Below are 25311 nucleotides of genomic sequence, written 5' to 3'. Positions count from 1 at the left end.
TTCCCCTACCCGCCCCTTCCCACAACTGGGGCTCCGCCCCAGACCCCGTGTCGCGGCTGCGCCGCTCGTCCTCAAACGCCGGACAGGCTGAATTTCAAGGAGCCCCCCATGCACCCAACCCGCCGCACCCTCCTCACCGCCACCGCCGCCCTCACCGCCTCCCTCGCCCTCCCCGGCTGCTCCAACTCACCCGCATCCGCACCTGGTTCATCCGGCGGCCAGCCGAAACGTGGCGGTCACCTCCGTGCCGCCTTCGCCGGTGGTGGGGCCGCCGAGACGCTCGACCCGCACCTGAGCAATCTGTTCGCCGACGCCGCCCGTGCCAAGGCGCTCTACGACAAACTCGCCGACTACGGCTCCGACATGACCGCCCGCCCCCGTCTCGCCGAACGCTGGGAGCCGAACGACGCGCTCGACCGCTGGACCGTGACCCTGCGCGAGGCCGAGTTCCACGACGGCAGGCCCGTGAGCGCCGCCGACATCCTCTACAGCTACCGCCGCATCACCGACCCGAAGAAGGCCTACCGCGCGAAAGCCTCCCTGGAGCCCGTCGACCTGGAAGCGAGCCGCGCCACCGGCCCCCGGACCGTGGAGTTCCGGCTCAAGCGGCCGACCGCCGAATTTCCCAACGTGCTCGCCGCGTTCGGCGCGTACATCGTCCCCGACGGAACCGATCGCTTCGACAAACCCGTCGGCTCCGGCCCGTTCCGTTTCGTCTCCTTCACGCCGGGCCGCAGCGCGCGCTTCACCCGCAACGACGCCTACTGGGACGGGGCCCCGCATCTCGACGCGCTCGACATCGTCGTGGCCGACGAGGAGTCGGCACGGCTCAACGCCCTGCTCGCCGGACAGGTCGACTACGCGCACGAGCTGAGCCCCAGTACCGCTCGCGCCCACGAACACGGCGGACGCGTCACGATCGTCCGGCTGCGCAACAGCGCCATGCAGGGCTTCGTGATGAAGACGGACCGGCCGCCCTTCGACGACCCGCGCGTCCGCCAGGCGTTCTTCCTCATCGCCGACCGCGAGGAACTCGTCAAGGGAGCCCTCTCCGGCGCCGGTACCGTCGGCAACGACCTGTTCGGCAAGGGATACGAGTACTACGCCGACGACATCCCGCAGCGCCGGCAGGACCTCGACCGGGCCCGGACTCTCCTGAAGGCGGCCGGGGCTGAAGGACTGCGCGTCACCCTCGACACCTCTCCCGTCGCCCCCGGCTTCGTCGAGGCCGCCGGTATCTTCCGCGACCAGGCGGCCAGGGCGGGCGTGACCATCGACATCCGCACCGGCAACAAGGACAGTTACTGGAAGGACATCCTCGACTCCGGCACCCTCGCCGGCTACCGCTCCGGCGCCATGCCCATCGAGGCCCACATCTCCCAGCGCCTGCTCAGCGGCTCCACCACCAATGCCACCCACTGGCGGCGCAAGGACTTCGACGCCCTCTACCAGCAGATGCAGTCCACCAAGGACACCGCCGGGCGCTCCGCGCTGTACGAGCGCATGCAGCGGCAGCTCCACACCGAAGGCGGCTTCCTCGTCTGGGGGTTCGCCGACTGGATCGTCGGAACCTCCCCGCGCGTGCGCGGCGTCGCCACGGACGCGCCCGCCAACACCCTGGACTGGGCCCGCTTCGACACCGTGTGGCTCGCATGACCTCCTTCCGGCCCTGGATCCTGCGCCGGCTCCTCACCGGCCTCGCGCAGACCGCCGCCGTCGTCGTCCTCGTCCTCGCGCTCACCGAGGCCCTGCCGGGCGACGCGGCGGTCGCGCTCGCGGGCGACGACCCGGACCCGGCCCGTATCGCGGCGATCCGCCAGGCCCTGCACCTGGACCGGCCCGTCCACGAACGGCTCGCGCAGTGGGCGGCCGGACTGCTCCACGGCGACCTCGGCACCTCCCTGGCCTCCGGCCGCCCCGTCGCCGGCCTCCTCGCCGAGGCGTTCCCGCCCACGCTGACGCTGGCCGTGCTCACGGTGACGCTGCTCGTGCCCGCCGGGGTCGGACTCGGCGTCCTCGCGGCCCACCGCGCGGGCGGCCTCCTCGACCGGCTGCTGAGCACGGCGGCCCTCGGGGTGTACGCCGTACCGGAGTTCGTCCTCGGCGTACTGCTCACGGCCGTCCTCGCGCTGTGGCTGCCGCTGCTGCCCCCGACGGCCGTCGGTGTCGACAACCTCCTCGCGCGGCCGGCCGTGCTCGTCCTGCCCGTCCTCGTCCTGCTGGCCCGCCCGGTGTGCTCGCTCGGCCGGCTCGTCCGCGCCGGAATGGCCGACGCGCTCGCCGCGCCCTGGTCCGTCCACGCCCGCCGCTGCGGACTGCCGCCCGCACGCGTCCGCTTCGCGCACGCCCTGCCCAACGCGCTCGCGCCCGCCGCGCAGCACCTCGCCCGTACCGTCGACTGGCTGCTGTGCGGAGTGGTCGTCGTCGAGGCGCTGTTCGCGGTGCCCGGCCTCGGCACGGTCCTCGTGAACGCGGTCGCCGCCCGCGACCTGCCCGTGGTGCAGGGTCTCGCGCTGCTCTTCGGGCTGACCGCCGTCGTCCTCAACCTGGGCGCGGACGCGGTCGCGTACCGTCTCGCCCCGCGCGCGGAAGCGGCCGCATGAGCAAGGCACGCTACCTGCCGGGGGCACTGCTCGCCGGGATCCCGCTCCTCCTCGCCCTGGCCGGTCCGTGGCTCGCGGGAGACGCGGGCCCGCGCGGCACGTCCTTCACCGGCGGCGAAGGGCACTGGCTCGGCACCGACTTCGCGGGCCGCGACGTCTGGCGTCAGGTCCTGCTCGGCGGGCAGTCCGTCGTCACCGTCGCGCTCGCCGCCACCGCCCTCGCCTACGCCGTCGCCCTCCCGCTGGGCCTCGCGGCCGCGCTCACCCACCGCACCTGGCTGGAGGAGACGCTGACGCGTCCACTGGACGTCCTGCTGGCCGTGCCCTCCCTGCTGCTGATCCTGCTGGTGGCCTCCGTCCACCCGCCGGGCAGAGCGGGGCTGACGCTGCTGGCGGCGCTCGTGACCGTCCCCGACGCGGCCCGCACCGTCCGTGCGAGCGCCACCGAGGCGGCCTCCCGCCCGGTGGTGGAAGCCCTGCGCACCCAGGGCGAGTCCTGGTGGCGGATCGCCGTCGGCTACGTGACGCGCTGCACGGCCCGTACGCTCGCCGCCGACCTCGGCATCCGGCTCACCGGCGTGCTCTACCTCGTCGCCACGGCCGCGTTCCTCGGCGTGGGCGCCGCTCCGGACGCCGCCGACTGGGCGGTGATGGTCGACCGCAACCGGCCCGGCCTCTTCCTGCAACCGTGGGCCGTCGTCGTGCCCGCGCTGCTGGTCCTGGGCCTGTCCGTCGGCACGAACCTCCTGTGCGACGCCGCACTCGACAGAAAGGACCACCCCAAGTGACCGACGCGGTACGCGTGCGCGCGCTGCGCGTCTCGATCGGCGGACGGACCGTACTCGACGGAGTGGACCTCACCGCACTCCCCGGCCGCGTCACCGCCCTCGTCGGCCCCTCCGGCAGTGGCAAGACGACCACCGGCCGGGCCCTGCTCGGCGAACTCCCGCCGGACGCCCGGGTGTCGGGCGAGGTGCGCGTACCGCGGGGGCCGGTCGGATACGTACCGCAGCACCCCGCCTCTGTCCTCAACCCGGCCCGCCGCGCGGGCGCGCTGCTGCGCGACATCGCCCGCCGGCAGGTACGCGACCTGCCCCGCGCGCGACGCCGCGCGGCCGTGGACGAACGCGTACGGGCGGCCCTGGCCGCCGCCCAACTCCCCGACGCCACGAGCGCGCTGTCCCGCTACCCCCACCAGCTGTCCGGCGGCCAGCAGCAGCGCCTCGTCCTCGCCCAGGCCCTGCTGCTCGGCACCCGCGTCGTCGTGGCCGACGAGCCCACCACCGGCCTGGACGTGCTCATCAAGCAGCGGGTCGCCGGGGAACTGGCCGCCCTCGCCCGGCAGGGCATCGCCGTCGTCCTCCTCAGCCACGACCTCGCCGTCGTGCGCGCGCTCGCCGACGAGGTCGTGGTCCTGCGCGCCGGACGCGTCGTCGAGTCCGGGCCGCCGGACGAGCTGTGGGCGCGCCCCCGGCACCCGGGGACCCGCGAACTCCTCGACGCGGAGCGGGCGGAGACGCGCGGAGCGCGTGCCGAGCCGGGCCCGGTGGTCCTGCGGGCGCACGGCCTGACCGCGTACCACCGTGGCGCGCCGCCCGTGCTGCGCGACGCGGACCTGGAGGTACGGGCGGGGGAGCGGCTCGCGCTCGTCGGGCGCTCGGGCAGCGGCAAGACCACCCTGGCCCGCTGCCTGTCCGGACTCCACTCCCGCTACGGCGGCACGGTCACCCTGGACGGCCGGCCGCTCCCGCCCAGCGTGCGCCACCGGGACCGGGAGCGGCTGGCGGCCGTGCAGTACGTGTTCCAGGACGCCCGCGCCGCCTTCGACGAACACCGGCCGGTCCTGGACCAGGTGGCCCGTACGGCCGTCCGCCTGCGCGGCACCGCACCGGAGCGGGCCCGCGAGGAGGCCCTGGAGCTCCTGGCGCGGGCCGGACTGCCCGAGACGCTCGTACGCCGCCGCCCCGGGGCCCTGTCCGGCGGCGAACTCCAACGTGCCGCGCTGGCCCGGGCCCTGCTCGCGCGGCCGCGCGTCCTGCTCTGCGACGAGATCACCTCAGGACTCGACGCGCCCACCCGCCGCCGCGTCCTGCGCCTCCTCACCGATCTGGCCGCCGGGCCCGGCGGCCCCGCCCTCGTCCTGATCACCCACGACCCGGATGCGGCGTGGCTCGCCGACCGGATCGCGGTCCTGGACGGCGGCACGATCGTCGAACAGGGCCCGGCCGCCAGGGTCCTGGCCGCACCGGCGCACCCGTTCACCAGGGCTCTCGCCGATGCGTACGCCTCTACAGGGGAGGGACGAGGGTGAAGTAGCGGTCCAGCACGGCCTGGTCGCCGGACACGTCGAGCTGTTCCGCGGGAAGGCGGTGCCACAGGAACAGCAGCAAGTCCGAGGCCGTACCGGCGAGTTCGGTATCGGCTTCCCCTTCCCCTTCCCCTGCCCCTTCGCCGAGCCGGACGGCATCGTCCTCGAAGGTCACCGTCCACCGGCCCGCGCCGTCCGTCCGCCGGAACCCGTACCGCTCGCCGGCCCCCGGCGGGGCCTGTCGGCGGGCACGCCGGAACGGGGCCATCACCGTGAAGTTGTGGCTGATCGCGTCGACCGCGAGATCCGTGTCGACGGGCTGCGGGGTGCCGAACGCGCCCTGCGCGTCCCAGCGGTGCACGGCGGCCTCGATGGCCTGGATGCGCAGCCAGAACGCGGCGGTCCGCTCCGGGGCCCACGTCCAGACGGGGGTGTCCGGCGGGGTGTTGCGGAACCGCGCTTCCAGAGCGGCGGCCCCGTCCGTGAACCAGTCGACGAGGGCCTTGGGCACCGGGCCGAGGTTCGGCGCGTTCTCCGGGCGTGGCCAGCCGTCGAGATCGGCCGGCAGCTCGTAGAGCGACAGATCGGAGATGTCCGGCATCTCCTGGAGGCGGTCCCGGAGGATGCGGGCGACGAAACGGTGCACGCCGCCGAGATGCCCCGCCAGATCGGAGAGCGACCAGCCGGGACACGACGGCACCGGCGGGGCCGTCTCCACGTCGAGGGCCTGCCGCAGGCCGGCCTCGAACGCCTGGGTCTCGCGCCGGAACGCGGAGAGGAAGTCCATGGCGGCACTGTGCCACGGCCGCGCGCGGACGGACAGATGCGTGCCCCGCCTGTCCGCCCGCGCAGCCCGGGCCGCCGGGGTCAGACGTCCGGCATCCTGTGGAGCAGCCACAGGACGCTGTTGTCGCCGCCGAGTTCCGGGAAGTGGCGCATGGCCTCTTCGCACAGCTCGATGAGGTGGGCCTTCTTGTCCGCTGGCGGCAGCTGGTAGAACTCGAAGGTCGGACCTGGATTCGTGATGACACCGAGTTCGCTTTCGAGTGTGCTGGCGACCATCGTCTCGGCCACGGTCACCAGGACACCCTGCATGAGGGCGATGAACGTGCGCTCCAAGTGGTAGCGCTTGCTCGGCTTGTTCGGGGCCAGGTCCTTCCACGACGTGTCGTAGATGACGTCGATCATGTGCATCGTGTAGCAGTACGCCGCGTTGAACAGCTCGTTGATGGCATGGGCCCCGGGATTGACCTTCGGGTCGTACATGCCGGACTTCGGGTCGGTGGGCACGTTGTGGACGAAGCCCAGCGGCTCGATCCCGTCGGCGATCCGTTTGAACTTCGTGTAGTGCGGCAGTTCGTCGAGCCCGGGAATGGGTTTCAGCGGGTTGATCGGCACCGAGGGGTTCTTGGGGTCGATGCCTTCGCCCTGCTCCACGATGATCTTCATCGCGTCCTGTGCGCTCTTCAGCCCGTGCACGATGACCGGACCGGCCCCGCCGTCCTTGTTCCAGTACGTGTCGACGTACTGGAAGTGCGGCTCGTTCTTGGCCCAGATCTTGCCCTTCGTCTTGTTGTGGAGGGCCTCCAGCCGCTTGCCCACCGACTGGTAGAACTCGCCGATGGTCCGGTACCAGCCGTCGGGAATGGCTTCCAGGGTGGTCACGTCCTGTCTCGGGAGTTCGAACTCCATGAAGACGTTCTTGACCAAGTCCCTGGTGCACGGCCCGACATGGAGCATCAGCTCCGGCCAGCGGTGCAGCATGAGCGACGGATACTTCGGCATGAAGTCCTTGTCGTAGAACCGGATCTTCTTCCGGGCGCCGAGCGCGACCAGCATGTTGCGCACCAGGCACAGATGCAGCATCTCCTCGACCACGATGCTGCGGATCAGCCGGAAGGCCCCCATCCCCGGGTCCCACTGCGAGTAGCCGCGCGTCTCGATGGAGAACGCGGCGTACAGATACATCGGGACCGTCGACATCTCCAGATACGCGGCCTGGCACAGGTGATTGATCAGCTGCTTCTCGTCGCTCGGGTCGCTCTGCGGATCCACCGGCCACAGGGACATGACCGGTGGTGCGAGCTCCTCGGTGAAGGTCGTGGTGGCCATGGGAGATGCTCCTTTTCGTTCACGGAAGTTCGACGGTGGTGTGGCCTTCGGCGGACCGCTCGCACAGCAACCGGTAGGCGTCCGGCTCCAGTTCGTGCGTGACGACCGTGTAGTCGCGCCGCGACAGCGCGAGATGCACGGGTGGCCCCGCCACAGGCGGCTTTGCGGAATGACCGCGCAGGACCCCCGCGTGGTAGACGTGCACGGGCGCGCACACCCGCAGCACCCGCAGGAACGGGACCGACGCCGGCCCGGGCGCGTCGTGGACCTCGGCGAAGGCCCGCTCGTAGCGGACGAGATCGACGAGCACGTCCACCCAGCCCTCCCGCCGGCCGTCCAGCGATGCGCGGTCGGGCCGGTGCGCGGCCAGGTGCTCGGCGAAGGACACGTCCAGCTGGAAGAGGGTGTACGAGCGCGACGGGCGCGCGTCGAGGTAGTCGAGCGCGAAGTCGTCGAAGAGCCCGGGGCCGAGCAGCGCGCGCAGGGCGGGGTGCAGCCCGCGCATCGCCTCCAGCAGGCGCAGCCGGTAGCCGCGCCGGTAGACGTCGAGCCGCTGCCGCGCGCTCAACGCGGCGGAAGGGGTGAGCACATGGCCGACGGACCGGAGGTCCGGGCCGTCGGGGGCGAGGATCGCGTCCTGCAGCCAGCGCTGGGTGTCGGCGAGGGTGGCGGGCGTCCTAGCCACAGAGCACCCGCGCCGCCCCGGCGTACCGGCGCGCCTTGGCCAGTTCGGCGAGGAGTTCGGGGAAGGGCGGGATGCGGTCGTCCCACTCCAGGAGCGTGGCGACCGGCCCGGTCAGGGAGACCGCCAGCTCGTACAGCCGCCACACCGGGTCGGCCACCGGCCGGTCATGGGTGTCGACGATGTGCGTGCCGAGGTGGGTGTGGCCGGCGAGGTGGATCTGCACCACGCGCTCGTGCGGCAGCGCCCGGACGTACTCCTCCGGGTCGAAACCGTGGTTGACGGAGGAGACGTAGACGTTGTTGACGTCCAGGAGCAGTCCGCAGCCGGATTCGGCGGCGAGCCGGGAGACGAATTCCCACTCGCTCATCACCGAGCCGGTGAACTCCGCGTAGCTGCTGGGATTCTCCAGCACCAGCGGGCGCTCCAGGAATTCCTGTACGGCCCGCACGCGGCGGACCATATGGGCCAGGGACTCCTCGGTGAACGGGACCGGCAGCAGGTCGTGCGTGTTGAGTCCGGCCACCCCCGTCCAGCAGATGTGGTCGGAGACCCAGCGTGCTCCGATGCCGTCGGCCAGGCGGCGCAGTCGCCGCAGATAGTCGAAGTCGAGCGGATCGGTGCTGCCGATGGACAGCGAGACGCCGTGCAGGACGACCGGATGGCGTTCGGCGATCCGGTCCAGCGCGTGGCGCGGGAATCCGCCCGAGTCCATGAAGTTCTCGGAGATGGCCTCGAACCAGTCGACGGGCGGGCGGTGCGCGAGGACGTACCGCAGATGCGGGGTGCGCAGGCCGACACCGAATCCGAGGTCGTTCGGGGGCAGCGGGAAGGGGGGCGGGGAATGCTGTGCGGCAGTGCTCCGGCACCCGCTCATGCACGGGACTCCTTGGGAATCCCTCGCTTCTCCTCGTAACGGGGCACCATGTCGTCCGGGAAACCCTCACCGGGCGAGGGCCCGAAGGGCCGCCCGGCCGCGTACATCCGCTCCTCGAAGATCTTCCGGGCCCGTTTCCACACGCTGGTGCCGCGGTAGGGGCCGGCGGCGTGTACACGGATCTCGTTGATGGGGCTGGCGCAGCTGCCGTTCCACCGGCACTCCTGATTGCCGGGCTTGGCCTGTTCCGCGTCGCTGCCGCTGTAGCCGCAACCGCCTTGTCCCCGGCACTCGTTGTCGCCGTGACAGACGTGGAAGACGGTCGCGCACTCCCCCATGCCGGCCATGGGCGCGGTGCCCAGGATGTCGTGTCCTTTGCAGGAGTTGAGCCCCATGCACACATGGAGCTCGACCTCCTTCTGCAACTTGCGCGGCTCGATGAACTGCACGGTGGCCTCCCGGGCCCCCGCCCGCTTCTCGGCCCCGAGCTTTCCGCCCTCGATGAGCAGCGCCACTTCCCTGGCGCTCAGCTTCTTGTGCCCGTTGCCGTTGTGCTGCGGTGCACCCATGTGCGTTCTCCTTTCCGTGAGGTCCGGCGCTCAGCCCGGGTGCGCGCCCACCGTGTCGCGGATCTGCTCGCCCAGCCCGTGCGCTCCTTCGCGCGCGCAGTGCGCGCAACAGAAGAAGCGCCCTTCCACCTCGACGCCGTGGCCGATGATGCGGGCGCTGCACTTCTCGCACTTCGGGGCGAGGCGGGTGATGGCGCACTCGAAACAGTCGAAGGTGTGGGTCTCACCGGTGACCGTTTTGATCTCGAAGGCCATCCAGTAGTCGTTGCCGCAGGTGTTGCAGATCGCCATCGGGTCGCTCCCGGGAAGTCGGACGTCGTGAATACGCCTCGCAATGATCCGTCCCGGGAGCGCCTTGCCCTGGTCATATGCGCGGCGCCCCTCACTCGAAAGAGGGGGCCCGCAGGGCTGTGTGCGGGTACGCGGTGTGCTACCAGTGCCGCCCGTCGGGCAGCCCGTCGATGCCCGGCACCGACAGGTGCAGGACCTCGTAGCGCTCCGTGGCCTCCTCCTCGGCCGGGACCTCCCGCTCCCACAGCACGAAGCGGAGCAGCTGCCAGTGGTGGGGGTCGACGGCGAGGGCGGCGGAGTGGACGTCGTCGCGGCGGGCGAGGGCGTGCAGCCGGTCCGTCTCCCGCTCGACCAGGGCGGTCAGGCCCAGGCCCGTGGGGTCGGCGTCCTCCGGGAGCGCGGTCAGACGGCGGGACGCGGCCCGGGGAACGGCGGTGCGCGCAGCGCCCCGCCGCGTGGCCACGCCCGCCCAGTGGCGGACGACGGGACGGCCGAAGTCGCGGACGATGCCCTGGAAGCCGCCCCCGCCGACGAGGAAGTGGCTCATCGCGGCGGTGTCGTGCCACAGATAGAACGGCGCGTACTGGTTGACGGGCGAGCCGTCCACGCCGCGTTCGCGGACGAGGTAGGCCTTGAGGGCCATACCGGCCCGGTCGTCGAGGACGTGGCCGTTGTCGGCGACGCGCTTGCGGATGATGCCCATGTCGTAGTCGGCGGGCAGGGTGATCTCGTACTGCTTGGCGTACACGGTGCGGTGTTCCTTCACTTGGTGCTGTGGGTGGCCAGGAGCTGGAGGATGCCGGTCACGGCCTGGTGGAACGGCTCCGTGCTGCCGGCGGCGCGGGCCAGGACGTAGCCGCCCTGCAGCGTGGCCACCATCGCGGAGGCGGTGGCGGCAGGGTCGAGCCCCGGGGCCAGTTCGCCGCGCGTGCGCCCCTCCTCCAGGAGCTCGGTCAGGCGGCCGCGCAGCCACGCGAAGGTCTCGTCGACCGGCTCGCGCAGCACCGCGTCCGCGACGATCTCGGGGTCCTGCGTGAGCCGTCCCACCGGACAGCCCTTGAGGACGTCGCGCTCGCGCAGCAGATACGCGCCGATCCGCTCCAGCACGGTGCCCGGCCCGGAGAACTGCTCCTCCGCCTTGGCGCGCATCTCCTCGGCGGTGCGGCGGATCGCGGCCAGCGCCAGGTCGTGCTTGCCGTTGAAGTGGTGGTACATGCTGCCCTGGCCGGCGCCCGAGCGCTGCTGGATGGCCTTGGGGCTGGTCCCGACGTACCCGCGCTCCCACAGGAGCTCCCGGGTGCTCTCGACGAGGCGTTCCGAAGTGCTGCTCATACCCCCGAGTGTACATACCAGTAGGTACAGAACCGCACGTCAGCTGCCCGGCACCGTCCAGTCCAGCACCGGGGTGGACTGCAGCCAGGCGAGCAGGCACAGCACGGCGAGGACGCCGAGGCTCCAGCCGAGCACCCTGCGCAGGATCTCGCCCTCGCGGCCGGGGATGCCCAGCGCGCTCGCGGCGATGACCAGGTTCTGCATGGCGACGGCCTTGCCCTGCACGCCGCCGGTGCTGTTGGTGGCGGCCATGAGCAGCGGGGAGAGTCCGGCCTGGCGGGCGGCGGAGACCTGCATGGCGCCGAACAGGGCGTTGGAGGAGGTGTCGGAGCCGGTCAGCGCCACCCCGAACCAGCCGAGGAAGCCGGAGAGCAGGGCGAACGCGCTGCCCAGGCCCGCGAGCCAGGTGCCGAGGGACACCGCCATGCCGGACAGGTTCATGACATACGAGAGGGCGAGGACGCAGGCGACGGTGAACGCGGCGCGGCGCAGCCGCCGCAGGGTCCGCCCGTAGCAGCGCACCGCCACCCGGACCGGTACGCGCAGGATCCACGCGGTCAGCACCCCGGCGGCGAGCAGCAGGGTGCCCGCCGCGCCGAGCCAGCCGAAGTCGAAGACGGTGACCGTGGCCGGGTGCCCGTCGGCGCCGAGGACGTGGAGGCCGGGCCAGGCGAAGGCGACCCCCTGCGCGGCGACGAAGCGCTGGACGGGGCCGTGGTACGAGGTGAGCGCGAAGAGGACGACGAGGAGCGCGTAGGGGGAGAAGGCACGCAAGGTCTCGGCACGGTGCGGGGCCGGACGGCTCCGGGGACGCGCGGGGGAGACGGTCGTCCGGCCGTCGGCGTCGGCAGCCGGGGGCATCGGCGGTGGGACGGTACGCGCCGGCGCGCCGTGGACCGCCGGGTGCGGCGCGGCCCCGTCACGCGGGCCGGGCGCCCGGGCGCCCTCCCCGGCGGAGCCGCCGCGCGGCCGCCACACCCGCAGCAGGACGACCAGCGCGGCCGTCGACGCCAACGCCCCCACGATGTCGGTGAGTTGGTAGGCGAAGAAGTTCGAGCACAGGAACTGGCCCGCCCCGAACCCCACTCCCGCCGTCAGCGCCGCCGGCCACGCCTGCCGCAGGCCCCTGCGGCCGTCGAGCATCAGCAGCAGCGCGAACGGCACGAGCGCCGCGACGACGGCGGACTGCCGGCCCACCATGGCGCCGAGGTCGTGCGCGGGGAAGGAGGTCACCCGGGCCAGCGCCTGGATGGGATTGCCGACCGAACCGAAGGCCGCCGGCGCGGTGTTGGCGAACGTGGCCACCGCGGCCGCCTTCAACGGCCGCAGCCCCAGAGCGAGCAGCAGCAGCGAGGTGATCGCGATCGGCGTGCCGAACCCGGACAGGGACTCCACCAGGGCGCCGAAACAATAGGCCACCAGAACCGCCTGGACCCGCACGTCCCCGGAGAGCGCGCAGAACGCCCTGCCCACCAGGTCGAAGTGGCCGCCGACACGCTGGAGTTCATTGATCCACACGGCGTTGAGTACGATCCAGACAATGGGGAACAGCCCGAACGCCGCCCCTTCGGCCGCCCCGTCGGCCACCTGGTCCGGCGGCATGTCGTAGACGGCGACGGCGATCAGCGCGGCCGTCGCCAGGCCCCCGAGGGCCGCCCGGTGCGAGGCCGTGCGCAGCACACCGAGCAGGGTCAGCAGCACCAGCAGGGGGGCTGAGGCGAGGAGCGCGGTGAGGGCGGGATGCCCGAGCGGATCGATGGCCGGCCGGAACACGAGTGCGTCTCGCTTTCTCCCGTGGAGCGAGGAATCCCCGGTGCGCTGAAGGGGCTTGGAGCCCGCACCCCCCGCACGGTGCGCCGAGGGGCACGGAAACGCGTACGCCCGCCGTGTGAGACGGGAGGCGCTCCGCGCGGGCGGGCCACGGACGTTCACCGGTCGGCCAGTACGCTGCCCAGCGTCTTCGCCGCCTCCGCGGCCAGCGCCCCGTACGTCTCCCGCGCGGCGGACGTCATCCGGCTCGTCGGTACATTGACACTGATGCCGGCCACCGGCAGCCCGCCCCGGCCGACGACCGCCGCCGCGACGGCGGAGACGTCCGAGCGCCACTCGCCGCCGTTGGCCGCCCAGCCGCGTGCCCGGATCACGGCCAGCTCCGCCCGCAGGCGCTCCGGATCGGTGATCGTGGTGTCCGTGTAGCGCGGCAGGCTCTCGGCCAGGAAGCGCTCGACGGCCTCCGGCGGGCTCGCGGCCAGGACCGCCTTGCCGTTGGAGGAGGCGTGCAGGGGCAGGTGCTGCCCCAACGGCAGGACGATGCGGACCGGTTGCGAGGTCTCCAGCCGCTCGACGAGCACGACCCGGCCGCCCTCCGGCACCGTCAGATGCACGGTCTCGTCCGTGCGCCGCCGCAACTCCTCCAGCACCGGCATCGCGACATCCCGCAGACCCAGCTCCCCGGTCGCGCGGCGGCCCACGCGCAGGGCCTTCGTCGTGACCGCCCAGCGGGTCACGGCCTCGCCGGTGGGACGGATCCAGCCCGCCGCACACAGCGTCACCAGGGTGCGCTGCACCGAACTCTTGGGCAGCCCCAGCACCCTGGCCAGCTCCGCGACCCCGATCGGCTGACGGTCGGCGATCTCCTCCAGCGTCCGGAGCGCGTTGAGGACGTTCTGCATCCATTGACTCCTTCCGCGCGCCGAGCCTACGCTCCAGCATGCCTCATCACGGTACGGCGTGCCGCAACACGGCACAATACCCGGGGAGTTGACAGCCGTGGCCTCCCGCACCGGGCGCCCCTTCCTCCAGATCCCCGGACCCACCGACGTCCCCGACAGCGTGCTGCGCGCCATGGCGGCACCCACCATCGACCACCGCGGCCCCCGGTTCGCGGCCCTCACGCTCCGGCTCCTCGACGCCCTCAAACCCGTCTTCGGCACCGGCGGCCCCGTCGTGATCCACCCCGCCTCCGGCACCGGCGCCTGGGAGGCCGCCCTGGTCAACACCCTCAGCCCCGGCGACCGCGTGCTCTTCTGCGAGACCGGCCACTTCGCCACGCTCTGGCAGCGCATGGCCCGTTCACTCGGCCTCGACGTGCTCTTCCTGCCCGGCGACTGGCGGCACGGCGCCGACCCGGACGCCGTCCACCGCGAACTCGCCGCCGACCGACAGCACTTGATCAAAGCGGTGTGCGTCGTGCACAACGAGACCTCGACCGGCGTGACCAGCCGCGTCCCCGCGATCCGGCAGGCCCTCGACGCCACCGGCCACCCCGCGCTGCTGCTCGTCGACGCCGTCTCCTCGCTCGCCTCCACCGACTACCGCCACGACGCGTGGGGCGTCGACGTCACCGTCGCCGGATCCCAGAAAGGGCTCATGCTGCCGCCCGGCCTCGGCCTCAACGCCGTCAGCGACAAGGCCCTGCGCGCCGCGCGCACCGCCCGCCTGCCCAGGTCCTTCTGGGACTGGGCACCCGTCATCGAGGCCAACCGGCACGGCTTCTTCCCCAGCACCCCCGCGACCAACCTGCTGTACGGGCTGGAGGAAGCACTGCGCCTGCTGCACGCCGAGGGCCTGCCGCAGGTCTTCGCGCGGCACGCCCGCCACGGCGCCGCGACCCGCGCGGCCGTGCACGGCTGGGGACTCGACGTGCTGTGCGCCGACCCACGCGAGTACTCCGCGACCCTCACCGCCGTCGTCCTGCCCGGCGGACACGACGCCGACCACGTCCGCGCGCTCGTCCTGGACCGCTTCGGGATGTCGCTGGGCGCGGGTCTGGGCAGGCTCACCGGCCGGGTCCTGCGCATCGGACACCTCGGCCGGCTCGGCGACCTCACGCTCGCCGGCACCCTCGCCGGCGTGCAGATGGGCCTGCGACTGGCGGGCGTCCCCATCGACCCCGGCGGACTCGACGCCGCCCTGGACCTGCTCCGTGCCCCCTGAAGGAGACACCCGTGCGCGACACCGGAACTCCCCCCGGAACAAAGGCGGATGCCCTCGCCCGCCGGCTGCGCCGCGACCTCGACGGCGAGGCCCGCTTCGACGACCTCACCCGGCACCTGTACTCCCGCGACGCGAGCATGTACGCCATCACCCCGCTCGGCGTCGCCTTCCCCCGCCACGCGGACGACGTACGGGCGGCCGTGGCCGCGGCCGCCGAGTACGGTCTGTCCGTGGTGCCGCGCGGCGCCGGCACCAGCCTCGCCGGACAGACCGTCGGCCCCGGCCTCGTCCTGGACCTCTCCCGCCACATGCGCCGCGTCCTCACGCTCGACCCCGACGCCCGTACGGCCGTCGTCGAACCCGGAGCGGTACAGGACCAGCTCAACAGGGCCGCAGCCGCCCACGGGCTGATGTTCGGCCCCGACACCTCCACCAGCAGCCGGGCCACCATCGGCGGCATGATCGGCAACAACTCCGCCGGCAGCGGATCCCTGCGCCACGGCATGACCGTCGACCACGTCCGCGCCCTGGACGTCGTCCTGTCCGACGCGACCACCGCCCGCCTCGCACCCGTCACCGAGACCGAACGGGCCCGCCGCGCCGCCCTGCCGACCCTGGAGGGCCGCATCCACCGCGAGCTGCCGCGTCTCCTCGCCGCCAACTCCCGGGCGATCGCCGAGGACTTCCCCCCGTACTGGCGGCGCGCCTGCGGCTACCGGCTCGACCGGCTGGCCGGGGGCGCGCCCTTCGACCTCGCACGCCTCGTCACCGGATCCGAGGGCACCCTCGCCGTCACCACGCGGGCCGAGGTCGCCCTCGTGCCCGCCCCCGCCCGTACCACCGTCGCGGTGGGACACTTCACCGACGTCGACGCCGCGATCGCCGCCACCGGGGACGCCCTCGCCTGCGAGCCCGCCACCGTCGAGCTGCTGGACCGTACGATCCTCGAACTCTCCCGCCGCCGACGCGAGTACGCCGAGCTCGGCACCCTCCTCGACGGCGACCCCGGCGCGCTCCTCTTCGTCGGCTTCACCGGCGACGACGAGGAGGAACTCCGGTCCCGAGCGGACGCGTTGAGCAGGCTGTGGGCCCGCAACGGCCACGGCTACCGCACCCTGCGGGCGGACACCCCCGGCAAACAGGCGGCCCTGCTCAAGGTCCGCAAGGCGGGGCTCGGCCTGCTGATGGCCGCGGGCGAGGGCACCCGGCGGCCCCTGGCCTTCGTCGAGGACACCGCCGTGGACCCCGTCCACCTCGCCGCGTACACACGGCGCTTCCGCCGCGTCCTCGAACGGCACGGCCTCACCGCCGGGTTCTACGGGCACTGCTCGGTCGGCTGTCTGCACATCCGGCCCTTCGTCGACCTCGCCGACCCCGCGCAGATCCGCACCCTGCGGGCCGTCGCCGAGGAGATCAAGGACCTCGTCACCGAGTACGGGGGCGTCAACTCCAGTGAACACGGCGACGGACTCGCCCGCAGCGAGTTCAACAGCGAACTCTTCGGGCCCCGGCTGTACCAGGCCATGCGCGAGGTGAAACACCTCTTCGACCCCGACAACCGGCTCAACCCCGGCAAGATCGTGGACGCCCCGGCCATGACCGACCACCTGCGCGACGCCGCCCTCGCCCCCGCCGTCCCCCTGCCCACCCGGCTCTCCTTCGCGGCCACCGGCGGCATGCGCGGCGCCGCCGACCGCTGCATGAACATCGGCGCGTGCCGCAAGACCGGCACCGGCGTCATGTGCCCCTCCTACATGGCCACCCGGCAGGAGGAGGACTCCACCCGGGGCAGAGCCGCCGCCCTGGTCCAGGCCCTGTCCGCTCCGGACCCGCGACGCGCGCTCGGCGACGGCCGCCTGCACGAGGTCCTCGACCTGTGCCTGATGTGCAAGGCGTGCCAGAGTGAATGCCCCCTCGGCGTCGACATGGCCGCCCTCAAGGCGGAGGCCCTCGCCCAGCACCACGACCAGCACGGGGTGCCCCCGCGCTCCCGGGTACTCGCGGCGGCCCGGACGCTGGGCCGGCTCGGCTCGGCCACCGCGCCCCTGTCCAACCTCCCCGGCCGCATCCGCCCCATGCGCGCACTGCTGGACCGCGCGCTCGGCATCACCCCGCACCGCCCGCTGCCGGTCTACGTCCGGCACGACCTCGTGCGCTGGTTCCACGGCCGGGAGACCCGCGTACGGCCCGCCCCCCGGGGACGGCTCACCTTCCTCGCCGACTCCTTCACCCCCTACACCGAGCCGGACATCGGCCGCGCGGCCGTCGAGCTGCTGGAGCACTGCGGCTGGGAGGTCCATCTGGAGAGCGGGGGCTGCTGCGGCCGGGCCGCCCTCTCCAAGGGCCTGCTCGACACGGCCGGGGAGCACGCCCGTACGCTCGCCCACCGGATCGCGGCCGGCTCGGCGCCCGGCACGCCGGTGACCGGCTGCGAACCGTCCTGCCTGATGACCCTGCGCGACGAACACCTCGCCCTGCACCCCGACGACCCTGTGGTCCGGGACATCGCCGGCCGGGTCCGCCCGGTCGAGGAGCTGCTGCTGGACGCGGTCGCCGACGGCCGGCTCCGGCCGTGCGAGGACGCCTGGCCCGCCGGGCGGCGGCTGCTCTACCACGGGCACTGCCACGAGAAGGCCGGGACCGGCACAGGGGCCGCGGTCGCCCTGCTCGGGGCCGTGCCCGGCGCCGAGGTCGTCGAGCTCGACGCGGGCTGCTGCGGGCTGGCCGGTTCCTTCGGCTACGAGTCCGAGCACTACGCGCTGTCCATGGCCGTGGGCGCCGACCGGCTCTTCCCGGCCGTGGACGCCGAACCCGAGGACACCGTGATCGTCGCCTCCGGGACCTCGTGCCGCCAGCAGATCCGCCATGGAACCGGGCGCACGGCCTGGCATCCGGTGCAGCTGGTACGGGCCCTGCTGTGACCGGGCGGCCGCGCGCGGTGACATCGAGGGGGCCGGCGTGTGAGGTGGGGCATGCGGCCCAGATCACATACGAGGCGGGGTAGTGGGGGAAGGGGCAGTCCACCCCATGGGCAATTCGGATATTTCCGGGTGTTTGGTGTCCGGGTTCTCCGGCTTCGGGTAGTAGGTCACAGACCTTGTCAGGGGTTTTCGGCGCCGCTAACAATCGTGGTGTCGCTGAGCGCCGCGTTCGGACACGGCGCTTCTTTCACGCCCTGCGTCTCGTGCAGGGGCCGCTGACCGCGACTCCCCGAATGGAAGGTTCTGCTTTCTCATGCGTTCCACCCGCTCCGGTTATACCCGTCTGTCCAAGGCCCACATGATCTCCGCTGCCGGTATCACGGCCGCCGGCGCCGCCGCCGTGGCGTTCGCCGTGGTCCCCTCCGCGCACGCCGCCGGGAGCGAGACGCAGTCGATCGGTGTGAAGACGGTGGCCGCGAAGGCGGACTCCTTCGGTGAGACGCAGACCGGTGAGCTCGCGCAGCGCGCCGACGCCGCTGCCGCCGAGGCCAAGGCCCAGGCCGACACGACCGCGCAGCGCGCGAAGGCCGACGCCGACGCCGCCGCGAAGAAGGCGGAGAAGGCCGAGAAGGAGCGCGCGGACAAGGAGCGCGCCGACAAGGAGGCCGCGAGCCGGTCCACCGAGCGCGCCGAGCTCAAGGCCGCCCCGGCTGCCCCGGCCGCTCCCGCCGCTCCGAAGTCCTACGGCAACAACCTGGACGGCTGGATCCGCGAGGCCATGGACATCATGCAGGCCAAGGGCATCCCGGGCTCCTACGAGGGCATCAAGCGCAACATCATGCGCGAGTCCACCGGCAACCCGCAGGCCATCAACGGCTGGGACGTCAACGCCGTCAACGGCATCCCGTCCAAGGGCCTGCTCCAGGTGATCGACCCGACCTTCAAGGCGTACCACGTCGAGGGCACCTCCTGGGACATCTACGACCCGGTCGCCAACATCACCGCGGCCTGCAACTACGCGGCCAAGGTCTACGGCTCGATGGACAACGTCAACTCCGCCTACTGATGTGAGGCGTTGAACCACCGCGAGGGCGGTGGCACCCGAACCCGGGTGCCACCGCCCTCGTTTCATGCCGTCAGTGCCGCGCGTGCGCGGAGTCGTCGTCCCCGTCCGTCGTCCGGTACGGCGCCGCCGCCTGCTGCGCCGCGTACACCAGCGCGGGCTTCAGCTTCGGCCAGAAGTAGCTGTCCTGGCACGAGAACGCCGGGGTGAACCCGGAGCAGCCGCGCCCGTCGCTGTCGCCGATCTCGATCGTCAGGCTCGCCAGGCCGAGCTTGTCGTACGTCCAGTCGTCGGAACCGCCCGACGCGTCGTAGAGGATCTCACCGGCCTGCCCGGACTGATAGCCGGTGATCGACCCGAGCTTCCCCGCGAGCGCGCGCAGCGCCGCGTCGTTGCCCGTGTGGAGGGAGTGGTCGGCCTCCCACGGCAGCAGGACCATGCTCGCGTCCGAGTGGAGGCTGATCATCAGGCCCTTGGCGGTGGCCGGCGCGGGGTCGCTGTCGCCCGTACCGGTGCGCACGGCCGGGTACAGCTTGCGCCACAGGCCCTCCAGCGCGGAGTTCTCCGGCTCGGAGTCGGCGGCGGGCCCGAGGTAGATCTCGCTGCACGGCTGGGTCGAGGTCCCCAGGCCGCCCCAGTGGGTGCCCGCGTTGCGGTTGAGGTCCACACCGGTTTGACCGGTCCAACCGCAGCTGCTGCCTTGGGCGTCGTCGGCGTTCTTGCGTTGCAGGATCGGGTTGTCGCCGCCGGACGCGACGATGTCGACGCCGTCCGGGTTGGTGATGGGCACCACCCACATCTCCGTGGAGTCCATCAATGCCGTGACGTCCGGGTCCTTGCCGTAGCCGCCCACGAGGGTGTCGATCCAGCGCCAGGAGACCTCGCCCGTCGTGATCTCACGGGCGTGGATCTGGCTCATGAGGAAGAAGCGCGGCTTCGTCGCGTCGGGGCTGAGCCGGCAGTCTCCCTGCTTCATCTTCGTCACGCAGATGGCTTTGAGGTCGTGGCCGCCGCGCCCGTTCTGTCTGAGCCAGGACTGCCCGTAGGTGACGACCGTCGCCATGTCCGGGTGCTGGGCGGCGACTTGGTCGAGGTGCGCGTAGTGGCCGTCCACGGTGTGGTAACCGCCGTAGTACGTGTCGGCGTTCACGCCTGTCGTGGGAGCGGCCGTGGGCGGCTTGTGGGGGAGGGGCTTCTTCATCGTCTCGGCGACCGTGGGGGCGAAGCCGAGCCGTCGCAGCCCGGCCGCCGTCGACGGGTCGCCCATGACGAACAGGTCGTCGCCCTGGCGGCGTTCGACGAGGTCGTACCCGGAGGAGATCAGCTTCTGCGCGTCGCTCCGGTCGTGCGTGGGGACGCGGTAGACGACCACGGTGCGCTCGCCGTCCCCGCGTTCCGCCTGCGGCGCGCTACGGGCGGCCGCCGACGGGGACAGCGGGGACATGGCCGCGAGCGCCACGACCGTCGCTCCGGCGGCCAGGGCCGCCAGGGATTTCCGGGACATGAGATGGCCTTCCGTGGGGGGATTTCAGGCACGTGCCCGCACGCGGGGCACGGCGCGCGCCCCGCACGCGGCGGCACCCGGAATGCCGGACCGTTCGGCGCTCCGGGCGCCTTGGCTGATGCCGTCGGACCAACCGGGGGCATGGTGCCATGGCCATGTCATGGAGGGAAGGGGGTGTTCCGGGGGTGGTGGTGCGGTCCGCTGCCGTGACAGGTGCACCGGATCAGGCTTGCTGGCGCCCCAGTCGTCGGACGTGCCGATCAGATCCACGTCTTCTGTGAACAGCGAACGGAGGATGCCCCCGGCGCGCACGGTCTGGTTGCCCGCGATCCCCAGCCACAGACCGTCTGCCCGCAGCCGGGCGAAAGTGGGGCGGACATCGGGCTAGAGGTCTTCCTCGCCGAAGTGCTCCGGCTGTCCTCCGGCGGCGCGTCTGTCACGTTCTTCGGAGAGACTGAATCCCGGCCGGAACACCTGGAACGTCTCGCGATAGTCGCGGCCTTGCGCGATGACCGCTCCGAACACGGACGCGAAGGTGTGACGTGGCACGCCCAACCAGTCGGCCCACGTACCGTATTCACGTGTTTCGTCGACCAAGCACTCACCGACGTCGAAGACCACCGCTTTGATCACACGGCACATCGTAGGGCTGTCCTCAGAACAGGGCCAGTGATGCGAGCCCAGCGCCACAGCCCGGCGTAGCAGGCATCCGTCGCCTCTACCCGGCTTCCGCCCGCAGCTCCTCCTCCGTCACCCCCCGCCGCCAGTACCCCGTGAACGTCACCCGACGCCGGTCGGTGTCACGCTCGTTGACGAGGTGGCGGCGCAGCGCGCGGACCGTGCCGGATTCGCCGGCGAGCCAGGCGTACGGGGTGCCGGGCGGCAGGGCGGCGGCGCGGATCGCTTCGGGGAGGGAGACGGGCGTACGGTCGCGGGGGAGCCAGACGACCTCGATGGCGGGATCCGTGCGCAGGGGCTGGATGTCGGCCTCGTGCGGGACCTCCAGCCAGGCCTTCGCGCGTGTGCCTTCCGGGAGTTGGTCCAGGATCGCGGCCGCGGCGGGCAGTGCCGTCTCGTCGGCAGCCAGGAGGACCCAGTCCGTGTCCGCCGGAGGGCGGAAGCCGACGCTCTTGTTGTCGGGGACGGCCGGGCCGAGGAGGAGGACCCGGTCGCCGGGGGAGGCGTGAGCCGCCCAGCGGGAGGCCGGGCCGCTGTGGGCGGTTCCGACGCCGTGCAGCACGAAGTCCACGTCCAGCTCGTCCGGTTGCCGCCGCTGCTCCCGCACCGTGTACGAGCGCATCACCGCCCGTACCGCCGGATCCAGCGCCCGCCAGGCCGTGAACCAGCCGTCGCCCTCCTCCACGGGGACGACCGGGGCCTCCTGGCCGGGGTGGGGCAGGAACAGCGAGAAGCTCTGGTCGCGGCCACCGCTCGCGAAACCGGCCAACTCCTCGCCGCCGAAGGTGATCCGCACCATCGACGGGCCCAGGCGGACGCTGCGCACCACGTGCGCGGGGAAGAAACGGAAGGTCATGAACGGGGTCCCCCGGTGTCGTGCGTGCCGTGTCAGCCGAGCTTCTTCGCGCCCTGGACCGCCTTCGCCAGGTTCTCCAGCAGCGGCGCGGAGCCCGCCCAGCTGAAGCGGGGGACCGCGTCCCAGGTCGTGACCTGGCCGGCCTTGACCGCGGGCAGCCCGGCCCAACCCGGCTTCGACGCCAGGTCCTTGGGCTGCAGGGCCGTCGTACGGTTGTCGAGGAGGATCAGGTCGGCCCGGTACTTGCCGGAGTTCTCCCAGCTGAGGCTCTCGAAGTAGCCGCCCTTGTCGGGGGAGTCGGGCACGATCAGATCGACGCCGAGTTCACGGAAGTACATCAGGTCGGTGTTGACCTCGGGGTTGGAGACGTAGAAGAGGTCGGCGCTGCCGGAGGCCGCCATGACCTTCAGGCCGCCGTTGTCCCGAGCGGCCTTGCGCACCGTCTCCGCCGCGGCCTCGAAGCGGGCCTTGGCCTCGGTGACCTGCCGGTCGTTCAGATCGGCGCCGAGGGAGGCGGCGAGCTCGGCGTAGCGCTTGATGGGCTCGGGCAGGGGGACCCGCGCGGTGGTGACGGCGACGCTCGGCGCGAGCTTGAGGATCTTGTCCTTGCTCTCGTCCGGGACGTACCACAGCGCACCCTCGTCGAACATGTGCGTGACGAGCAGGTCCGGGTTCAGCGCCGCGTACTTCTCGATGCTGAACTCGCCCCACGCGTTGCCGATGATCTCGATCTTGTCCACGTCGAGGGTCCCGGCCTGCGGGTCCGGCCTGCCGTCCTTGCCCTTGGTCTCGCCGAAGACGCCGACGAGCTGCTTGTCGAGCCCGAAGTCGTGCAGCGCTCCCGCCGTACCGGTGAAGGCGACGATCCGCTGCGGGGTGCTCTTCGCGCTCACGGTCTCCTTGCGGTCGTCGGTGAAGGACCACGCGCCGCCCTTGCCGCCCTTGCCGGCGTCCTTCGAACCGCCGCTGCCGCCGCAGGCGGTGAGCAGCGCGCCCAGTCCGAGGGCACCGCCGGCGGTCAGGAGACGGCGGCGGGAGAGGCGGGCGGATCCGGCGTGGGGCATGGCGCAGTGCTTCCGTACGTGCAAGGGGCCCGGCAGCCGGGCCCGTGGTGGGGTGCGGGGTCCAGCCGGACCCCAAGGAGTTGTTAGGTTAGCCTAACCAAAAACTTGTCCCAGCTGTCCAGCCGGCCGCCCAGTACCCACCGCTGCCGGCCCCCACCGGAGCCCGTACGTGCCCACATCCCCCACCGTCCAGGACGAGCAGAGACCGGCCACCTCGTCACGGGACCGGCCGCCCGGCGGGCCCGCCCTCACACGCGCAGCCGGACTGCTCGCCGCCCTGCTCCTCCTCGCGGCCGTGTGCGCCCTCAGCATCGCCGTCGGCGCCAAGCAACTGTCCCTGGGCGAGGTGTGGCACGGCCTGTACGACGCCGGCTCCGCCTCGTACGTACAGGTCCACAAGATGCGGCTGCCGCGCACCCTCCTCGGCCTGCTCGCCGGCGCCGCCCTCGGTCTCGCCGGCGGCGTCATGCAGGCCCTGACGCGCAATCCGCTCGCCGACCCCGGGCTGCTCGGCATCAACGCCGGGGCCGCCGCAGCCGTCGTCTCCGCCCTGTCGTTCCTGGGCGTGACCGGCTACAGCGGACAGATCTGGTTCGCCTTCCTCGGCGCCGCCGCCGTCTCGGTGCTCGTGTACGCGGTCGGCGGCGGCAGCACCGCGACGCCCGCGCGCCTCGCGCTCGCCGGGGCCGCCCTCAACGCCACGCTCACCTCCTACGTGAGCGCGGTGATGCTCCTCGACACCTCGTCGCTGGACAGGATGCGCTTCTGGACGGTGGGTTCGCTCGCCGACGCCCGGAGCGAGACCGTGCTGCGCTTCGCGCCCGTCGTCGCCGCGGGCCTCGTCCTCGCGCTGGCCCTCGCTCGTCCCCTCAACGCCCTGGCGCTGGGCGACAGTTCGGCACGGGCCCTCGGCGCCCGGCCCACCGCCGTCCGTGCAGCGGGACTGCTCGCGGTCACCCTGCTGTGCGGCGCGGCCACCGCCGCCTGCGGCCCGATCGTCTTCGTCGGACTCATCGTGCCGCACCTCGTCCGCGCCCTCACCGGCCCCGACCTGCGCTGGATGCTGCCGTACTGCGCCGTGCTCGCGCCCGTGCTGCTGCTCGGCGCGGACGTCCTCGGCCGCGTCCTGGGACGCCCCGGCGAACTCCAGGTCGGCATCGTCACCTCGGTCCTGGGCGGACCCCTGTTCCTGCACTTCGTACGACGACGGAAGGCGGTGCGGGCATGAGCACCGTACGGACCATGGGCACCGCTGTACGGACCCTGCGCACGCCCGGCGGCATCTCCCTGCGCTTCCGCCCCCGCACCCTCCTCGCCACCACCGTCCTCCTCCTCGCGGCCCTGACCATGGCCGTCGTCTCCGTCGGCAGCGGCGACTACCCGATGAGCCCCGCCGACGTCATCCGCACCCTGACCGGGGACGGCACCCCGTCCGAAGTCTTCATCGTCGAGGAACTGCGCCTGCCCCGCGTCGCCACCGCCCTGCTCGTCGGAGCCGCGCTCGCCCTGGGCGGCACCCTCTTCCAGACGCTCGTACGCAACCCCCTCGGCAGCCCCGACGTCCTCGGCTTCACCCACGGCGCCTCCACCGGCGCCCTCACCGCCGTGGTCGTCCTCGGCGGCGGCACCTGGGCACTGGCCGGCGGCGCCGTCGTCGGCGGACTGCTCACGGGACTGCTGGTGTACGGACTCGCCTGGCGCGACGGCACGGGCGGCTACCGGCTCGTCCTCACCGGCATCGGCGTCGCCACCATCCTCACCGGCGTCAACGGCTATCTCCTCACCCAGGCCAAGCTCATGGAGGCCGCGCGCGTCCTGCTGTGGCTCACCGGCAGCCTCGACGGCCGCGGCTGGGACAACGTCCTGCCCCTCGCCGTCACGCTCGCCGTGCTCGTGCCCGTCGTCCTCCTCGGCTGCGCACGGCCCCTGCACCAGCTGGAGATGGGCGACGACACCGCCAGCGCGCTGGGGGTGCGCGTGGAACGGCTGCGGCTCGTCCTGCTGCTCACCGCCGTCGTCCTGACCGCCTTCGCGGCGGCCGCCGCCGGACCCGTCTCCTTCGTCGCCCTCACCGCGCCCCTGCTGGCCCGCCGCATGACCGGGGCACCCGGCCCCAACCTCCTGCCCTCCCTGTGCGCGGGCGCCGCCCTGCTCGTGACCGCCGACTGGGCCGCGCAGCGCGCCATCGACGGGCACCAGCTGCCCGTCGGCGTCGTCACCGGCGTCCTCGGCGGCGGCTGCCTGGTGTGGCTCATGGCCGTACAGCGGAAGAAGGGCCGCATATGACCGACTTCGTCACGCACACCACCGACCCGACACCACACCAGGACGGAACCCCCACCATGGAACAGGGCGCACCCGGCGCGACCCGGCTCAGCGGCCAGGACCTCACCCTCGCCTACGAGCAGCGGACCATCGCCGAAGGGCTGAGTGTCGCGATACCCGACCGTTCCTTCACCGTGATCGTCGGCCCCAACGCGTGCGGGAAGTCGACCCTGTTGCGGGCGCTGTCGCG

At 72.5% G+C, this 25311-nt stretch carries 23 protein-coding genes and 1 pseudogene; 10 read left to right on the top strand and 14 right to left on the bottom strand.

All coding sequences use genetic code 11. The features are described from left to right. Positions 1 to 108 precede the first annotated feature (108 nt). The 4 genes from ACFP1Z_RS09705 to ACFP1Z_RS09690 are packed head-to-tail and all read left to right on the top strand — an operon-like array spanning position 109 to position 4914. Complete coding sequence (locus ACFP1Z_RS09705) at positions 109 to 1656, top strand: ABC transporter substrate-binding protein (protein WP_390315578.1); 1548 nt, start codon at positions 109 to 111, stop codon at positions 1654 to 1656. Continuing rightward, positions 1653 to 2603, top strand: a complete 951-nt coding sequence (locus ACFP1Z_RS09700; protein WP_390315577.1) for an ABC transporter permease — start codon at positions 1653 to 1655, stop codon at positions 2601 to 2603. Before ACFP1Z_RS09705 ends, ACFP1Z_RS09700 begins: the two co-directional genes overlap by 4 nt. Further along, on the top strand, positions 2600 to 3391 hold the full coding sequence (locus ACFP1Z_RS09695) for an ABC transporter permease (RefSeq protein ID WP_390315576.1): 792 nt from the start codon (positions 2600 to 2602) through the stop codon (positions 3389 to 3391). The genes ACFP1Z_RS09700 and ACFP1Z_RS09695 overlap by 4 nt, the downstream gene beginning before the upstream one ends. Then, positions 3388 to 4914, top strand: a complete 1527-nt coding sequence (locus ACFP1Z_RS09690) for an ABC transporter ATP-binding protein (protein WP_390315575.1) — start codon at positions 3388 to 3390, stop codon at positions 4912 to 4914. Before ACFP1Z_RS09695 ends, ACFP1Z_RS09690 begins: the two co-directional genes overlap by 4 nt. Here the strand turns inward: ACFP1Z_RS09690 and ACFP1Z_RS09685 are convergent. From ACFP1Z_RS09685 to ACFP1Z_RS09640, 10 genes are all read right to left on the bottom strand, one after another. Continuing rightward, positions 4892 to 5698: a maleylpyruvate isomerase family mycothiol-dependent enzyme gene (locus ACFP1Z_RS09685; protein WP_390315574.1), complete on the bottom strand. Its 807-nt coding sequence runs from the start codon at positions 5696 to 5698 to the stop codon at positions 4892 to 4894. The two genes, ACFP1Z_RS09690 and ACFP1Z_RS09685, sit on opposite strands and share 23 nt — an antisense overlap. A gap of 80 nt (positions 5699 to 5778) precedes the next feature. Further along, entirely contained in the window at positions 5779 to 7023 is a 1245-nt protein-coding gene (locus tag ACFP1Z_RS09680; protein ID WP_390315573.1) for a ferritin-like domain-containing protein, read from the bottom strand. A 19-nt stretch (positions 7024 to 7042) separates the two neighbouring features. Further along, positions 7043 to 7708, bottom strand: coding sequence for an HvfC/BufC N-terminal domain-containing protein (locus ACFP1Z_RS09675; protein WP_390315572.1), 666 nt, complete (start codon positions 7706 to 7708; stop codon positions 7043 to 7045). Further along, positions 7701 to 8582, bottom strand: a complete 882-nt coding sequence (gene bufB / locus ACFP1Z_RS09670; protein WP_390315570.1) for an MNIO family bufferin maturase — start codon at positions 8580 to 8582, stop codon at positions 7701 to 7703. Before bufB ends, ACFP1Z_RS09675 begins: the two co-directional genes overlap by 8 nt. Continuing rightward, complete coding sequence (locus ACFP1Z_RS09665; protein ID WP_390315569.1) at positions 8579 to 9151, bottom strand: hypothetical protein; 573 nt, start codon at positions 9149 to 9151, stop codon at positions 8579 to 8581. Before ACFP1Z_RS09665 ends, bufB begins: the two co-directional genes overlap by 4 nt. Positions 9152 to 9181: 30 nt before the next feature. After that, a complete protein-coding gene (locus ACFP1Z_RS09660; protein ID WP_390315568.1) occupies positions 9182 to 9442 on the bottom strand; it encodes a Prokaryotic metallothionein in 261 nt (86 codons plus the stop codon). Positions 9443 to 9581: 139 nt separating this feature from the next. Further along, positions 9582 to 10190 carry a DUF4865 family protein gene (locus ACFP1Z_RS09655; protein WP_390315567.1) on the bottom strand — a complete coding sequence of 203 codons (609 nt, stop codon included), beginning with the start codon at positions 10188 to 10190 and terminating at the stop codon, positions 9582 to 9584. A gap of 14 nt (positions 10191 to 10204) precedes the next feature. Then, positions 10205 to 10774, bottom strand: a complete 570-nt coding sequence (locus ACFP1Z_RS09650) for a TetR/AcrR family transcriptional regulator (RefSeq protein WP_390315565.1) — start codon at positions 10772 to 10774, stop codon at positions 10205 to 10207. A gap of 39 nt (positions 10775 to 10813) precedes the next feature. Then, entirely contained in the window at positions 10814 to 12547 is a 1734-nt protein-coding gene (locus ACFP1Z_RS09645) for an L-lactate permease (RefSeq protein WP_390315564.1), read from the bottom strand. A 155-nt stretch (positions 12548 to 12702) separates the two neighbouring features. Next, positions 12703 to 13446, bottom strand: a complete 744-nt coding sequence (locus ACFP1Z_RS09640) for an IclR family transcriptional regulator (RefSeq protein ID WP_390315563.1) — start codon at positions 13444 to 13446, stop codon at positions 12703 to 12705. Positions 13447 to 13543: 97 nt separating this feature from the next. On the opposite strand from ACFP1Z_RS09640, the gene ACFP1Z_RS09635 reads away from it, so the two are divergent. The 3 genes from ACFP1Z_RS09635 to ACFP1Z_RS09625 all read left to right on the top strand — a co-directional run bounded on the left by ACFP1Z_RS09635 (position 13544) and on the right by ACFP1Z_RS09625 (position 18697). Then, on the top strand, positions 13544 to 14710 hold the full coding sequence (locus tag ACFP1Z_RS09635) for a pyridoxal-phosphate-dependent aminotransferase family protein (protein ID WP_390315562.1): 1167 nt from the start codon (positions 13544 to 13546) through the stop codon (positions 14708 to 14710). Between the two features lie 11 nt (positions 14711 to 14721). Continuing rightward, positions 14722 to 17631 (top strand): FAD-binding and (Fe-S)-binding domain-containing protein, encoded by a 2910-nt coding sequence (locus ACFP1Z_RS09630; protein WP_390315561.1) that lies wholly within the window; start codon positions 14722 to 14724, stop codon positions 17629 to 17631. Positions 17632 to 17944: 313 nt separating this feature from the next. Further along, entirely contained in the window at positions 17945 to 18697 is a 753-nt protein-coding gene (locus tag ACFP1Z_RS09625; RefSeq protein ID WP_390315560.1) for a transglycosylase SLT domain-containing protein, read from the top strand. A gap of 70 nt (positions 18698 to 18767) precedes the next feature. Here the strand turns inward: ACFP1Z_RS09625 and ACFP1Z_RS09620 are convergent, their stop codons facing one another. The 4 genes and pseudogenes from ACFP1Z_RS09620 to ACFP1Z_RS09605 all read right to left on the bottom strand — a co-directional run bounded on the left by ACFP1Z_RS09620 (position 18768) and on the right by ACFP1Z_RS09605 (position 22796). Next, positions 18768 to 20198: a M14 family zinc carboxypeptidase gene (locus tag ACFP1Z_RS09620; RefSeq protein ID WP_390315559.1), complete on the bottom strand. Its 1431-nt coding sequence runs from the start codon at positions 20196 to 20198 to the stop codon at positions 18768 to 18770. A gap of 186 nt (positions 20199 to 20384) precedes the next feature. Continuing rightward, a pseudogene (locus ACFP1Z_RS09615) lies at positions 20385 to 20840 on the bottom strand (HAD family hydrolase); the annotation flags it as partial. 76 nt (positions 20841 to 20916) lie between these two features. After that, a complete protein-coding gene (locus ACFP1Z_RS09610) occupies positions 20917 to 21732 on the bottom strand; it encodes a siderophore-interacting protein (protein WP_390315558.1) in 816 nt (271 codons plus the stop codon). A 32-nt stretch (positions 21733 to 21764) separates the two neighbouring features. Continuing rightward, complete coding sequence (locus tag ACFP1Z_RS09605; RefSeq protein WP_390315557.1) at positions 21765 to 22796, bottom strand: ABC transporter substrate-binding protein; 1032 nt, start codon at positions 22794 to 22796, stop codon at positions 21765 to 21767. 169 nt (positions 22797 to 22965) lie between these two features. Between ACFP1Z_RS09605 and ACFP1Z_RS09600 the strand changes: the two genes are divergently transcribed. From ACFP1Z_RS09600 to ACFP1Z_RS09590, 3 genes are all read left to right on the top strand, one after another. After that, on the top strand, positions 22966 to 24024 hold the full coding sequence (locus ACFP1Z_RS09600; RefSeq protein ID WP_390315556.1) for a FecCD family ABC transporter permease: 1059 nt from the start codon (positions 22966 to 22968) through the stop codon (positions 24022 to 24024). Then, positions 24021 to 25082, top strand: coding sequence for a FecCD family ABC transporter permease (locus ACFP1Z_RS09595; RefSeq protein ID WP_390315555.1), 1062 nt, complete (start codon positions 24021 to 24023; stop codon positions 25080 to 25082). The genes ACFP1Z_RS09600 and ACFP1Z_RS09595 overlap by 4 nt, the downstream gene beginning before the upstream one ends. Before the next feature lie 56 nt (positions 25083 to 25138). Beyond that, positions 25139 to 25311 (top strand): AAA family ATPase (locus ACFP1Z_RS09590; RefSeq protein WP_390315899.1); only part of this gene is annotated, 173 nt, incomplete at its 3' end.

The sequence above is a fragment of the Streptomyces gamaensis genome, assembly GCF_042656465.1.
In the GTDB taxonomy this organism is placed as follows: domain Bacteria; phylum Actinomycetota; class Actinomycetes; order Streptomycetales; family Streptomycetaceae; genus Streptomyces; species Streptomyces gamaensis.
Note: the sequence above shows the minus strand (reverse complement) of the source record. Positions and strands in the feature narration are given on the sequence as shown.